This is a genomic window from Mucilaginibacter sp. P4_G9 (assembly GCF_056400985.1).
Genome location: NZ_JBFUKF010000110.1, coordinates 1 through 14,952, shown reverse-complemented (window position 1 = coordinate 14,952; position 14,952 = coordinate 1). Strand labels below are relative to the sequence as shown.

The 14,952-nt window shown below is 43.5% G+C and carries 13 protein-coding genes; 1 reads left to right on the top strand and 12 read right to left on the bottom strand.

From position 1 onward, the window contains the following. From ftsA to mraZ, 12 genes are all read right to left on the bottom strand, one after another. A partial coding sequence (ftsA, locus tag AC1DPZ_RS11820; protein ID WP_477403486.1) for a cell division protein FtsA occupies positions 1–853 on the bottom strand: 853 nt, incomplete at its 3' end. Position 854: 1 nt separating this feature from the next. Further along, positions 855–1,715: a cell division protein FtsQ/DivIB gene (locus AC1DPZ_RS11815; protein ID WP_477403484.1), complete on the bottom strand. Its 861-nt coding sequence runs from the start codon at positions 1,713–1,715 to the stop codon at positions 855–857. Further along, on the bottom strand, positions 1,708–3,066 hold the full coding sequence (gene murC / locus AC1DPZ_RS11810; RefSeq protein WP_477403482.1) for a UDP-N-acetylmuramate--L-alanine ligase: 1,359 nt from the start codon (positions 3,064–3,066) through the stop codon (positions 1,708–1,710). The genes AC1DPZ_RS11815 and murC overlap by 8 nt, the downstream gene beginning before the upstream one ends. A 52-nt stretch (positions 3,067–3,118) precedes the next feature. Beyond that, a complete protein-coding gene (gene murG, locus AC1DPZ_RS11805; RefSeq protein ID WP_477403480.1) occupies positions 3,119–4,222 on the bottom strand; it encodes an undecaprenyldiphospho-muramoylpentapeptide beta-N-acetylglucosaminyltransferase in 1,104 nt (367 codons plus the stop codon). A gap of 130 nt (positions 4,223–4,352) precedes the next feature. Beyond that, entirely contained in the window at positions 4,353–5,498 is a 1,146-nt protein-coding gene (locus tag AC1DPZ_RS11800; RefSeq protein ID WP_477403478.1) for an FtsW/RodA/SpoVE family cell cycle protein, read from the bottom strand. Positions 5,499–5,576: 78 nt separating this feature from the next. Beyond that, positions 5,577–6,968, bottom strand: coding sequence for a UDP-N-acetylmuramoyl-L-alanine--D-glutamate ligase (gene murD, locus AC1DPZ_RS11795; protein WP_477403476.1), 1,392 nt, complete (start codon positions 6,966–6,968; stop codon positions 5,577–5,579). Between the two features lie 65 nt (positions 6,969–7,033). Beyond that, entirely contained in the window at positions 7,034–8,275 is a 1,242-nt protein-coding gene (mraY, locus tag AC1DPZ_RS11790; protein ID WP_477403474.1) for a phospho-N-acetylmuramoyl-pentapeptide-transferase, read from the bottom strand. Positions 8,276–8,369: 94 nt separating this feature from the next. Then, positions 8,370–9,830 (bottom strand): UDP-N-acetylmuramoyl-L-alanyl-D-glutamate--2,6-diaminopimelate ligase, encoded by a 1,461-nt coding sequence (locus tag AC1DPZ_RS11785; RefSeq protein ID WP_477403472.1) that lies wholly within the window; start codon positions 9,828–9,830, stop codon positions 8,370–8,372. Further along, positions 9,827–11,938, bottom strand: coding sequence for a penicillin-binding protein (locus AC1DPZ_RS11780; protein ID WP_477403470.1), 2,112 nt, complete (start codon positions 11,936–11,938; stop codon positions 9,827–9,829). The genes AC1DPZ_RS11785 and AC1DPZ_RS11780 overlap by 4 nt, the downstream gene beginning before the upstream one ends. Further along, the gene (locus tag AC1DPZ_RS11775) at positions 11,928–12,341 is read right to left on the bottom strand and encodes an FtsL-like putative cell division protein (RefSeq protein ID WP_477403468.1); all 414 of its coding nucleotides are present in this window, start codon (positions 12,339–12,341) and stop codon (positions 11,928–11,930) included. The genes AC1DPZ_RS11780 and AC1DPZ_RS11775 overlap by 11 nt, the downstream gene beginning before the upstream one ends. Further along, complete coding sequence (gene rsmH / locus AC1DPZ_RS11770) at positions 12,338–13,240, bottom strand: 16S rRNA (cytosine(1402)-N(4))-methyltransferase RsmH (protein WP_477403466.1); 903 nt, start codon at positions 13,238–13,240, stop codon at positions 12,338–12,340. Before rsmH ends, AC1DPZ_RS11775 begins: the two co-directional genes overlap by 4 nt. Further along, positions 13,233–13,697 (bottom strand): division/cell wall cluster transcriptional repressor MraZ, encoded by a 465-nt coding sequence (gene mraZ, locus AC1DPZ_RS11765; RefSeq protein ID WP_477403464.1) that lies wholly within the window; start codon positions 13,695–13,697, stop codon positions 13,233–13,235. The genes rsmH and mraZ overlap by 8 nt, the downstream gene beginning before the upstream one ends. Before the next feature lie 355 nt (positions 13,698–14,052). On the opposite strand from mraZ, the gene AC1DPZ_RS11760 reads away from it, so the two are divergent. Continuing rightward, positions 14,053–14,952 (top strand): methyltransferase (locus tag AC1DPZ_RS11760; RefSeq protein ID WP_477403462.1); only part of this gene is annotated, 900 nt, incomplete at its 3' end.

The following is a 14,952-nucleotide window of genomic DNA, read 5'->3' as shown; positions in this document are numbered from 1 at the left end:
CAGGTACACAAACTATCTCGTTCTCTTTATTCTCGTCGGCTAAAGCAGAACCGAACCTTACCTTCAGTTGCTCGGCAATATTGCGCATTACCGAACAGCCTTCGCGAATATCCTCGGTAACGCTGTTACCACCAAAAGGAATTACCGCGGTATGACGGATAATGCCTTCATGAAAAATAGCCACATCTGTAGTACCACCGCCAATATCAACCAATACCACACCTGCTTCTTTTTCCTCTTCGCTCAACACAGATTCAGAAGATGCCAGTGGCTCCAATATCAGGTCCTGGCTATCCAGGTTGGCCTTGTTAACACATTTAACAATATTTTTAATTGCCGTAACCTGGCCAGATATAATATGGAAGTTGGCTTCAAGCCTAACACCTGCCATACCAATAGGATCCTTAATTCCCGGCTCATTATCTACGGTGAATTCCTGTGGCAATACATGAATAATGTCCTCGCCCGGAGGCATTACCAGGTTGTACATATCCTCTATCAGTTTATCAATATCCTTGCGACTGATCTCTGATTGCAGGTCACGGCGGGTTATTAAACCACGGTGCTGCAAGCTTTTAATGTGCTGACCTGCTATACCCACAAATACTACCTTTATATCAACATTTGATTGCGCGCCTGCAATTTCAACCGCCTGGGTAATACCCTGTACAGTTTTGTCTATGTTTGATACCATTCCGCGGGTTACGCCCGCCGATTCAGCTTTACCAATTCCTAATACCTCAATCTTTCCGTTCTTGCTCCTGCGACCAACGATGACGCATATTTTAGTAGTCCCGATATCCAATCCTACTACAATTGGTGAACTTTTTTCTTGTGTTGAGCTTTTGTCCATGTTACAATTTAATTTGAGAAGTCTCTTTTTTCATTTTTAGCGAATCCAGCTTAATTGCTTTTGCTTTAGCCGAATCTGCTTTTGTCATTTCGTTTTTTATACCAATTACCTGGTTGGTATACTTAATATTTATTTTGCTGTATTTGTCCCACCCTACCTGTGGTAGCACCTGCTTGTAAAATGCCAGCAGATTTTTGAGCTTTACATTCAATGAATCGGCATTACCTATCAGAATCCTTTGACTACCCACCCGTGGGATCAGCTCAATCTCGCGGGCAGAATTTACATAGATCTGCGCTATCTGTGCATCCCATAACGAATCCTTACGAATAAAATCGGCTGTTTTATACAGATCCTTTGCCAGGTGTGTATGTAACGAGTCGACATGGTTGGTAAACAGCTCCTCAATATACCCGTTAGCCACCAGTACCCTTGCCGTAAAGTTTGATGAAAGCGGAATTTTTAAACCATGCTGATCGATATAAAAATCCATATCATAGTGGTTCATTACCCGCAATATAGGTTGGCGCTGGCTTACCTCAACTCTTAATATACCATCCATCTCGGTATAAACTTTGGCAAACTCGATAAATGGATTTGCCCTTAATTTATTTTCCAGCTCCTGAATATTTATGTTTTCCAGCTTTCGGCCAATTAGTGTATGGCTGCTTGTTTGCAAAATCTGGTCAACTTCCTGCTTATCTATAAAATACTGGCTACCCGGAATATTTACCTTTACAGCAGTACATACTACCGAAGCTTTTTTGGCTTCAATAAAACTCATAAGCACCACAAGCCCCCCCAGGCATATTACCCAGGCAGATCCTGTTAAAAGGCGCTTCCAGATGAGTTTTCTATCCATGTTGAAGTATCTCATTTAAAGGGTGAACCAACGTATCAATATCCCCCGCGCCTACTGTTAACAACAGTTCGGGTTTTTCATTTTCTACAGCATTCAATGCTTCCTCCTTGCTTAGCTTGCGCTTATTTGCCAGCTGCATTTTGTTCAACAGCATATCCGATGTTACCCCTTCAATAGGCAACTCCCGGGCCGGGTATATATCCAGCAATATAAGCTCATCAACCATATCCAGCACTTCGGCAAAGCCATCGGCAAAATCACGGGTGCGGGTATACAGGTGTGGCTGAAAAATAGCAGTCAGCTTTTTATTGGGATATAATTTTTTTACTGATGATATGCAGGCCCGTAATTCTTCGGGATGATGGGCATAATCGTCAATATAAATATGTTCCGGTGTTTTCACAATATACTCAAACCTGCGCTTAACCCCCCTGAAAGATGCCAGCGCGCTTTTTATGGAACCGGCCGGAATATCAAGCCTTAAAACAGCCTCAATTGCCGCTACAGCGTTCTCAATATTATGCGTACCGGCAATACCCATTTTAATACCGGGAATGCTTAAATCGGCGTTTATAAAATCAAAATAAAAATCGCCGCCTTCTATGCGGATATTTACTGCATGGGCATCGGCGGCTGCATCATCAATAGCATAAGTGTAGCCGGTATCTAAAGGCAAACCTTTTTTGTGCACCAATGTACCACCTACCTTTATCTGCGAAGCAAACAGTTTAAATGAATCTGTTAAGTGCGCGTGATCGCCATAGATATCCAAATGATCGGCATCCATCGATGTGATAATGGCAACATCCGGGAACAGCGTTAAAAACGAGCGGTCGTACTCATCTGCCTCAACCACCATTACATTATTTTTACCATACAACACGTTGCTTTGGTAGTTGGATGAGATGCCTCCCAAAAACGCTGAGCAATCATTACCCGAAGCTTTAAGCAAATGCGCCACCATGGTTGAGGTGGTGGTTTTGCCATGTGTACCTGCAACTGCAATAGTAAAGGAACTTTTACTTATTAATCCCAAAACCTGCGAGCGCTTAAAAAGCTCGAATCCTTTATTTTTAAAATAGCTTAGTATGACCGAATCCTTGGGGATAGCTGGTGTGTAAATTATAAGTGTATCATTACAAGGTTGTTGGAAACTCATCGGGATCCATTCGGCCTTGTCATCAAACACAACCTGGATACCTTCGTTATGCAGATCGTTGGTTAAATCCGTCGCCGTTTTATCATAACCGCAAACAATACAGCCTAAATGATGGAAATAGCGGGCCAGGCCGCTCATTCCGATGCCGCCGATGCCCACCAGGTAAACCCTTTGTATGTCGCGTAGTTCCATGTTAATGTTTTTAAAAAAGGTCCTCCTCTTTTGGGAGAAGAGAACCATAATTTTAATTGTTATTTGTTAATTGTATAAGCTCTTTAGCTATCACCTCATCGGCATCCGGCATGGCCATTTTACCTATGTTGGTGCTTAGTTTCTTTTGTAGTTGTTTATCATTCAGCAACTCAAGGGCCCTGTCAACCAGTTTGGCTTCGGCATCTCTGTCGGCTACAAAAATGGCCGCATCTTCCTGTACCAGCGCTAGGGCGTTTTTAGTCTGGTGATCTTCGGCTACATTTGGCGAAGGCACCAGGATCACAGGCTTTTTAACCATACACAACTCGGCAATTGTACCAGCCCCTGCCCTTGATATAATGATATCGGCAGCGGCATAAGCCAGGTCCATACGACTTAAAAACTCCGTTATTTTAACATCCGGATGATAATTATCACCCAGTTTTTCGATGATCGTTTTATAATAAAACTTTCCGGTTTGCCAAATAATCTGCACATCTGCAGCTATCAGCTTGTCCAAACCAGCCATAATACTGTTATTCAAAGTACGCGCACCCAGGCTGCCCCCGGTTATCAGTATGGTTTTTTTAAACGTTGATAACTTAAACAACTCCAGCGCCTGCATGTGCTTGCCGGCAATGTTAACCGCATCCTTGCGGATAGGATTGCCTGTTTTGATGATTTTACCGGCAGGAAAAAACTGCTCCATATTATCAAAAGCAACACATATTTTTTTGGCACCTTTACCCAGCCATTTATTGGTAATACCTGCATAGGAGTTTTGCTCCTGTATCAGGTACGGTATTTTTTTCATTGATGCGGCATACAACAGCGGACCGGAAGCATAGCCCCCAACACCCACAGCAGCATCGGGTTTAAAATCCTTAATAATCTGCAGGGCCTTGCGCACACTGTTTACCAGTTTAACCGGGAACATTACGTTTTTCCATATAGAGTCGCGCTGAATCCCACGTATATCCAACCCAATGATCTTATATCCGGCCGCCGGAACTTTTTCCATTTCCATACGACCCAAAGCCCCCACAAACAAAATCTCGGTAGCCGGGTCTATCTTTTTTAAAGCATTGGCAATAGCAATAGCCGGGAAGATATGTCCTCCTGTTCCGCCACCGCTGATGATAATTTTCTTTGCCATGTTTCTTTAAACTCTAATTTCTAAATCCTAAATTGACCCCGCCATTTTCTCACTCACCACTCACCACTCACCACTCACCACTCACCACTCACCACTCACCACTCACCACTCACCACTCACCACTCACCACCTAAGCCGTCCTTATTTCTCCTACTACTACCTTCTTCGGCTCTTCAATATCACGACTTACCGATAGTATGATCCCAAACGCTACGCTTGTGAACAGTATAGATGTACCACCCATACTCACAAATGGCAGCGGCACACCGGTTACCGGACCAAGACCTACGGCTACAGCCATATTTGCGAATGCCTGTATAGCTAAACTAAAGCTTAACCCACAAGCCAGTAAAGCCCCAAATGCCTTTGGCGCTTTTGTTACTATCTTAATGCACCTGTATAGTAAAAACAGGTATATACCTACTAGGGTAAAACCACCAACTAAACCATACTCTTCTACTATGATGGCATAAATCTCATCCGAGTATGACTCGGGCAGGTAATTCCTTTCAGTACTGTTACCCGGGCCCTTACCAAAAATACCGCCGCTGGCAATGGCTATTTTGGCATGGTCGGCCTGGAATGATTTATCCGTCTTGGTTGAATCGGGATGTAGAAAAGTACTAACCCGCGAAACATAAGTATGCCTTCTGGGTCCTAAAAAAATAACACCTAATAATAATATAAACCCTGCCACACATACTATAGCTATCTGTTTTATGCTGATACGGCCGATGATCAACAGCAAAATGCTTACGCCAAACAACATCAATGCGGTTGATAAGTTAGCCAGTGCTATCAGTATAAACACCAAACACACCGAACCCATTATCGGCAAAAACGATTCCTTTACATCCTTGATATTTTCCTGCTTACGGGATAACGTACGAGCCAGGTAAGTGATCAAAGCCAGTTTGGCTAAATCGGATGTCTGGAAGCTTAGGCCAATTACAGGGATATTGATCCAGCGGCTTGCATTGTTAATATGGCTACCAAATACCAGGGTATATAGCAGCAACGGGATAGTAACAATCATCATAATTTTCGACAGACCAGCGTAGTAGCGGTAATCCAGTTTGTGCGAAATATACATCAGCATAATGCCCCCTACCACCATAGCCAGGTGTTTCATTAATATCGACTCGACCCCCACACCCCGTTTATAAGCCAGCGTGCCGGTTGAACTATATACCGCCAACAAGGATATAACAGAAAGCAATATAACTATCAGCCATATCCACCGGTCGCCTTTTGTGTTTTCTAATATCCTATGCATTTTTTTATGATTCCACTGATTTAATTTGATTCCACCGATCCATTTTCAAATCTTCAAATACTCAAATTTTCAAATCCCTTATAACTCCCTCACAGCTGCTTTAAACTGGTTTCCCCTGTCTTCGTAATTTTTAAACAGGTCGAAACTTGCACAGGCCGGTGATAACAATACGGTATCGCCTTTGGAAGCCAGGTGGTATGCTACCTGTGCGGCTTCCTGTGCCGAAAACGTATTTACTATCACATGTACATCATCCTCAAATGCATCGTGGATGCGCTTGTTATCTTTACCTAAACACACTATTGATTTTACTTTGTGCTTAACCAGGTCTTTAAGCATACCGTAATCGTTACCCTTATCAACGCCACCTAATATCAGGACGACATCGCTGCTCATGCTTTCCAAAGCGTACCAGGTTGAGTTAACATTGGTTGCCTTTGAATCGTTGATGAAACGGATACCGGAGATATTGGCAACAAACTCCAGCCTGTGTTCAATGGCCTTAAAGTTGCCCATGCTCTCCCTCATCGTTTCGTTGCGCAACTCCAGCACCCTGGCTACAATACCCGATGCCATGGAGTTGTAAATGTTGTGCTTACCCTGCAGGGCCAGTTCTTTAATTGACATTGTAAAATGTTCTTGATTTGTGTTTATGACAATATTGTCGTTTTCGAGATATGCTCCCGTTTCAATCTTTTTTTCAATGGAAAAGGGTAATAGCTGTGCCTCAAAATTCCTCCCGGCCATCCCTTTTATGGTTTCCGGGTCGTCGGCACAGTAAATAAAATAATCGGTCGCTGTTTGATTTTGCGTTACCCTGAATTTGGATGCAACGTAATTTTCCAGCTTATAATCATACCTGTCTAAATGATCGGGTGTGATATTGAGCAAAACCGCTATATCTACCTTAAACTCAAACATATCATCAAGCATAAAGCTGCTCAGCTCAAGCACATATATATCAAACTTTTCGGTAGCCACCTGGTAAGCAAAGCTTTTACCGATGTTACCCGCCAGACCAACATTTAAACCCGCATCTTTTAAAATGTGGTATGTTAAGCTGCTGGTGGTAGTTTTACCGTTAGATCCTGTGATACCGATGACCTTCGCGTTGCAATACCTGCCTGCAAATTCTATCTCCGACACTACGGGAATCCCTTTGTCTTTCAGCTTTTTAATAATCGGAGCCTTATCCGGGATCCCGGGGCTTTTAATCACTTCAACCGCATTCAGGATCAATTCTTCCGTATGTTGTTTCTCCTCGAAGCTGATTTTCCAGTCTTCCAGTTGTTTTTTGTACTTATCGGCAATAGCTCCAAAATCAGACACAAACACCTCATACCCCTGCTGTTTGGCAAGGTATGCCGCCCCCACGCCACTTTCGCCGGCGCCAAGAACAACAAGGCGCACAGCCCCCCCCGCCCCCTGAAGGGGGTGCTTTTGATTGGGTATGTTGTTGTTCTGGTTCATTTTTTATTTTTTTTATTCTAATATCAACTTTACTTTTTGCTCCCCCTTTAGGGGGTTGGGGGGCTTTATCTTAATTTCAACGTTATTATCGTTATTATCGCCAGCAATATCCCGATGATCCAAAACCGGGTTACGATTTTGGCTTCATGGAAGCCCTTCTTTTGGTAATGGTGGTGCAACGGCGCCATTAAAAACACCCTGCGTCCTTCTCCAAATTTCTTTTTGGTATACTTAAACCAGCCTACCTGCATAATAACCGATATATTCTCGACCAAAAACACGCCGCATAATACCGGCAGCAATAATTCCTTACGAATCACGATGGCGAAAACAGCTATGATACCACCTATCGCGAGGCTACCTGTGTCCCCCATAAACACTTGCGCCGGGTAAGAGTTATACCATAAAAACCCAACACAGGCCCCTACAAATGCCCCTGCAAAAATCACAAGCTCGCCCGAGTTGGGGATGAACATGATATTAAGATAATCGGCTATCTCCACGTTACCGGATACATAGGCAAGTATAGCCAGCGTAATCCCGATGATGGCCGACGTTCCCGTCGCCAGGCCGTCAATACCATCGGTTATATTTGCCCCGTTGGAGATAAAGGTGATAATGATGATCACAAAAAACAGGAATACTACCAGTGCGTATTGCTCATAGTCGCTACCTATAAACTTAAGCACCTTGGCATAATCAAACTCGTTGTTTTTGTAAAAAGGCATAGTTGTTTTGGTCGACCGTACATCCTGGGTATAAACAGGTACATTACGCTTCAAATGAAAATCAACCGGAACATCAGCTTTCACTGGCAGCTTAACCTCCTGTCGTATCACAATGCTTGCATTAAAATACATCGTCCATCCGACAATAAGTGATAGCCCTACCTGGCCAATGATCTTGAACTTTCCGGCTAAACCTTCTTTATTCTTTTTGAAAACCTTTATGTAATCATCCAGGAAGCCGATAGCGCCAAGCCAAACTGTAGTGATGATCATTAGTATAACATACACATTACCCAACTTGGCAAACAATAATGTGGGCACCAAAATACCCAGCAAAATAATAAGCCCGCCCATTGTAGGTGTACCCGATTTTTGCATCTGGCCCTCCAGGCCAAGGTTCCTTACTGTTTCGCCAACCTGTTTAAAACGCAGGTAATCAATTAACCGGCGACCGTAAACCGTAGTTACCAGCAGCGATGTTATAACAGCCAAAGCCGTACGGAACGTGATATATTGAAATACCCCGAATCCAGGAATGCTGTAGTTTTTATTTAAGTAAGTAAACAAATAATATAACATGCTCTTTTTTGATTACGCCGATTTTTTATATTGATTTCACCGATTAAAGTGATTTCCTGGATCTTGCTAATTCTTTAATTCTGTAAATTCTGATTCAGACTAACAACTTAAATTGTTCCTCAAGTTCCTCCATATCATCAAAGTGATTTTTTTCGCCGTTTATATCCTGGTATTTTTCGTGGCCTTTGCCGGCAACTAAAATGATATCGCCCGGTTGAGCCAGCATACAGGCGGTTTTAATGGCCTCCCTCCTGTCAATAATACTTACGGTATGCCTTTTAAACGCAGGGTCAACGCCTTCAATCATATCTTTGATGATCTGAGCCGGATCTTCCGACCGCGGATTATCTGAAGTAAGGATCACCTTATCGCTCCATTCGCTGGCTACACGTGCCATGATAGGCCGTTTGGTTTTATCCCTGTCGCCGCCGCAGCCTATTACGGTTATAACCTTTTCGTTACCCTTGCGGATATCGTGTATGGTGCTCAGCACATTTTGCACCGCATCGGGCGTATGAGCATAGTCAACTATGCCTATTACCTTATTTGGCGCAACTATATATTCAAAACGACCTTCGGCACCTGTTAATTTGCTCAGGCTGGTGAGTACTTTGGCTTTATCCTGCTCCAACAGCATGGCGGTTGCATAAACAGCCAGCAGGTTATAGGCGTTAAATGTACCTACCATTTTAAACCATACTTCTTCGTTATCTATCTGTAGCAACAGACCGCCAAACTGGTTTTCAAGCATACGGGCCTTATAATCGGCCATGCTTTTTAAGCCATAGGTTTTTTTGTGGGCCGGCGTATTTTGCAGCATTACATTGCCGTTCTTATCATCGCTGTTGGTAAGGGCGAATGCATTTTTTGGCAAACCGTCAAAAAATGTCTTTTTTGCCTTCAGGTAGCTGTCAAAGGTTTTATGATAATCCAGGTGATCATGCGTAAGGTTGGTGAACACACCACCCGAAAATTGCAGGTTAGCTGTTCTATGCTGTGCAACCGCATGCGAGCTCACTTCCATAAAACAATAATCGCAGCCCTGTGCCACCATCTCTTCCAGCAAGCTGTTAAGCTCGACAGGATCAGGTGTAGTATGGGTTGATGGTATCACCTGGCCGTTGATCTGGTTTTCGACGGTTGATAATAAGCCGCATTTATAACCCAGATCGCGAAACAACTGATACAATAGTGTAGCTATAGTGGTTTTTCCATTAGTACCGGTGATACCTACCAGTTTTAATTGTCCCGATGGATTATCATAAAAATTGGCCGCAACCAGGCTTAAGGCTTTACCAGAATCGGCAACCATTAAAAAATCGACCTCACCCGCTGTATGGGCTGGCAAATCTTCACATATAACGGCGACAGCGCCTTTTTTAATAGCCTGCTGAATATAATCGTGCCCGTCAACCAATGTCCCTTTTACAGCAACAAACAACGATCCCGGAATTACCTGCCGCGAATCAAAAGTTACCGAAGTAATTTCCACATCCGCACTACCCTGCAGTTCTGTAAAGGCTAATCCATCCAATAAATCACTTAAATATTTCATTGAAGCTCAATTGTTATACGTGATCCCTTTGGTATTAAGCTGCCGCCCGTAACCGATTGTGTGGCTACCATGCCGCTGCCGCGTACCGTTACTTTATAACCTGCATTGCCCAAAACATACAAGGCATCGCTAAGGCCCATTCCTGTAACGCCTGGAACAGTACCTTCCTTATATCTTACTTCCTCAAACGGAATACCATTGCTGGTATCAACCCCATTATTTACGGCATTTGCCGATGCGTAAAGTGGTTTTACACCTAATTTACTGTACACATGTTTTAATGCTTTTAAATTACCCTGTTTTACTTTCGGCAATGATGTATTGCCAACAAAACGTACGGGCGTTGGCTGGTTTATCTCCATRTCGTTGGCGTAAACCATATCGGCAATCTGCCTAAAAACCGGACCGGCAACTTTTGCAGCCAGGTAAGCGCCTCTTGTAGGGTTATTAATTACCACTATCATAGAGTATTTAGGATGATCGGCAGGGAAATATCCGCAAAAGGATGCCTGGTATCTTTTCATTTTATAACCCTTTATACCATCGGCTACCTGCGCGGTGCCTGTTTTACCAGCCACACTATACAGTTTGTTTTTGATTACATTTTTGCCGGTACCATTAAGCACAACACCCTCAAGCATACCCTTTACTTTGCCCAAAGTAACATCCGAGCATACTTTTTCATTAATAACCCTGGCGTTAAACTGCTCAATGGTATTACCCATCCTGCGGATTTCCCGTACAAAAATGGGGGCTATCATTTTGCCGTTATTAGCTACCGAATTGTAAAAGGCCAGCATCTGCAGGGGCGTAATGTTCATTTCGTAACCGTAGGCCATTTCGGGCAGGGTATAATATTTGTTCCAGCTGCGGTTTGATGGATTTTTTATTACAGGCCTGCCTTCGCCGGGAATCTGCAATCCAAGCTTTTCATTTAAATGGTAACTATACAGTTTATTGATAAACTGCCAAGGGTTATCTTTGTAATTACCATATACCAGCTTTGCAGCCGCCACATTTGATGATTCCTCAAAAGCGCGTTTAACACTCATTTCATAGTTGTCATGCTCTGTATCCGTAATAGTTGGGCCTTTGGCAAATTTGTATCTTCCACCTTCTGCATTTACAATGGTATTTGTATCCAGTTTGTGCTGATCAAGCATGGTCATATATGATGCCAGCTTAAAGGTTGAACCCGGATCAATAGCATTGCTGATAGCGTAGTTCATTTTTTCCTGGTACAAACCATCTTTTGACCGCGTAAAGTTGGCAATGGCACGCACCTCGCCGGTTGCTACTTCCATTAATACCACGCAACCATGATCGGCCGCGCTTGAATCCAGTTGCTTCAAAAGTGCAGCCTGGGCCATCTCCTGAAAGTTTACATTAATGGTTGATATAATATCAGCTCCGTCTTTAGCGGCTATCTCATCCTCATCATTATTTACAGGCATCCATGTACCACCGGGAATACGCTGCATTAAACGCCTGCCGTTTTCACCATTGATAAATGAGGAATAAGCACCTTCAAGACCTACCGGGTTTTTTACATTCTCATTTTTATAGCCAATGGTACGGGCCGCTAACGAACGGAAGGGAAGGATGCGTTTATTCTGCTGTAAAACAATAAGGCAGTTTTTGGTTTTACGGCTTTTAAATATCGGGAACTCGCGAATCTTTTTTAATTCCTGGTAAGTTACCCTGCGTCTTAATAACTGGTAGCGCGAGCCTTCACGGCGGGCATCGCGCAGCACCCTTGAATATTCGCGGGTTGTTCTGTCGCCATACATTTTGGATAGGTTTGCCGCCAGCACATCAACATTATCGTTAAAAACACTATCAACAGCTATTCCACCGGCCAGCATATCCATATGCAGCTCATACTCTGGTACCGATGTAGCCAGCAGGCTGCCATCTTCCGAAAAAATATTTCCGCGCGCTGCCTCAACATCCCTGAATTGTGCCGACATATTGATGGCCTTAGCCTTCCACTTTGCCCCCTGCACAAACTGTACCCGGCAAAGCTGCACAACAACCGCAAATGAAAAAAACACCACCAACCCAAAAGCGATGTACACCCGCAGTAGTATATTGGTTCTAATTTTCATCTTTATCCTCCTTCACTATTATCTTTTTTGGTGGCTCAACAGATTGCTTTATACCTATGGTATCGGCACGTTTGGCCACTTCTGTTAATGTACTTTTAAAAGCCATTTCGGCTTTAGTGGTTTTAAAATCCCAGCCCCGCTCCTTTACCTCTTTGGTAAGATCATCAATATCACGGATAGTTTTTTCGGCCAGGTGCATGTTGCCAATGTATACCATACCCAAAAAAGCCAGGAACAACACAAATGGCAACGCATTAGTAGCCTTCTCGCTGCTAATAAAGCGTTTGGTGAAAAACTGCGTAAAAAAGTTATCAGGAATTTCCCTCCGGGTTCTTTCCTCCACAACCAGTTCTTCCGCTTCTTCTTCCTCTTCCGGAATTTCTGTACGCAAACGATTGGTCATCTTTTTACAGCTATCCTTAATTTAGCGCTCCGTGCCCTGTTATTGTTACTTATCTCATCTGCCGATGCTGTGATTGCCCCGCGGCTTACAGCATCAAGCGGTTTATTATTGTTACCGTATAAATCTTTCTCTACTTCGCCGCTGAACTTGCCTTTGGCGATAAAATTCTTTACCAGCCTGTCTTCCAGCGAATGGTAGCTCATTACTACCAGCCTCCCACCAACAGCCAATACCTCTGCACTTTGTACCAAAAATTCCTTCAAGGCTTCCAACTCCTGGTTAACCTCAATACGCAGGGCCTGGAAAACCTGGGCCAGGTATTTATTTTCTTTCCCCTTCGGGATACGTGCGCTTATCGCATTCTTCAAATCGGCTATGGTTACGATCGGGGCGTTAAGCCTTGCGGTAACAATAGTTTCGGCMAGCGATTTTGCATTTTGGATCTCACCATAAATCCCAAAAATGCGATGCAGCTCGGCGCCGGTATAATTATTTACAACATCCTTAGCCGTTAGGTCGCCTAACTGGTTCATGCGCATATCCAGCTCGGCATCAAAGCGGATAGAAAAACCGCGTTCGGCCTGGTCAAACTGGTATGATGATACACCCAGATCGGCCAGGATCCCATTAACCGGAATGGCGCCATGCAAACGGCAAAAGTTTTTTAAATACCTAAAATTCTGATCTATGAAAACAAATCGCTCATCTTCAATTGCATTTTGCTGCGCGTCGGCATCCTGATCAAAAGCAAGCAAAGTACCGCCAGGCCCCAAATGCTTCATAATCTCGCGCGAATGCCCGCCGCCGCCAAAAGTTACATCTACATAGGTGCCATCCTTTTTAATGTCAAGCCCTTCGATGCACTCCTGCAGCATTACCGGTGTATGGTACTCACTCATCTATCCTCCTTGCTTTACTACCCATTACCGCCTCTGCCAATTCGGCAAAATTATCTGGCTCATTATTTATCATTTCGGTATGGGCAGCCTTATCCCAAACCTCAATTTTGTTTAATACACAAGTTAAAACCACATCATTGCTAATACCCGCAAAATCAAGCAACCCTTTTGGCAACAACACCCTGCCGGCTGCATCAGGCATTAAAGCCGTGGCGCCACCGGTGAAATAGCGTATAAAACGCAGGTTCTGTCGGTCGTATTCGTTAAGTTTGCTTAATTCGTCCAGTCTTTTATCCCATTCGGATTTTGTGTAAATAACAAGATACTTCTCCAGGCCACGATTGATCATAAGGCCCTCGCCGTCAGCTTCAGGAAGCTGCTTTTTGAGGCCCGCAGGGATCATCATCCGCCCTTTGGCATCCAGTTTACATTCAAATTCTCCGGTTAAATGCGGCATTATCAGACTATGGCTTAATTTAATAGGTAAAAGTAGTTCTCTTTTACCACAAATTACCACTTTTTACCACCAAAAAGTTTTCAACATTTTTGGCGGGTTTTGGGCTATACGCCTAAATTCAAAAACTCCGTTGAGCAGCAGGTTTGAAATCAGAATCCGGGTATTTAATGGAGTTGGTTCAACAAAACAAATATGCTTAGTTCTGTATATAACATATCCCGGCAAGCCAAACCCGCCACAAGCTTCGGGCAAGAGAAACTTTCACAAAGCCGGAAACATTCATTATCATTTTTAAACCTCATTTAATTACCAAAAGTTTATTGTAAATTGCTATACCATTATAAAACAATTATTTATGATACAAGAACCCCCTCCTCCGGTTCAATTAATGCAATTGCTTTTTGGCTTTGCTGTATCACGTGCTATTAGTGTATGCGCAGAATTGCGCATTGCCGATCTTTTAAAAGACGGAGCAAAAACAGCCGAAGAATTAGCACAGCAAACAGGTGTTCATGCCCGTTCTCTTTACCGGGTAATGCGGGCATGTGCCAGTGCCGGCGTATTTTCAGAAGATGCTGAAAAAAGATTTTCCCTTACACCTTTAGCCGAGCCTTTACGTAGTGATGCCCCGGGCAGTTTACGGGCTTTTGCAGAAATGATTACTACCGACTGGCAGTTTCAAACCTGGGCCGAACTACCCTATAGCGTAAAAACCGGAAAGCCTTCTTTTGAAAAAGTGCACGGCATGCCTGCCTTTGATTATTTTTGGAGTAATGAGAAAGCTGGCAGGGTATTTAATGACGCCATGACAAGCAATAGCGCTTTTTCGAGTGTTGCTGTAGTTAACGGCTATGATTTTTCTTCCATTTCGGTATTGGCGGATGTAGGCGGCGGACATGGCTTTTTACTGGCATCCATCCTTGCCAAATATGGTACGGTAAAAGGTGTATTGTATGATATGCCGGCTATTGTTGCCGAAGCGGCAAAGCTGTTAACGGCCCATGGCGTATCAGACAGGTGTGAGCTGTTAGGCGGTAATTTTTTTGAAAGTGTGCCTAAAGGTTGCGATGCCTATATTATGAAACATATTATTCACGACTGGAATGATGAGCAATGTATTACTTTGCTCCAAAATTGCCGTAAAGCAATGACATACGGTGGCAAGGTACTGGTAGTAGAAATGGTTGTACCCGAAGGAAATGAGCCATCGCCTGCAAAACTACTTGATTTACAGATGTTGCAATACCTGCCAGGC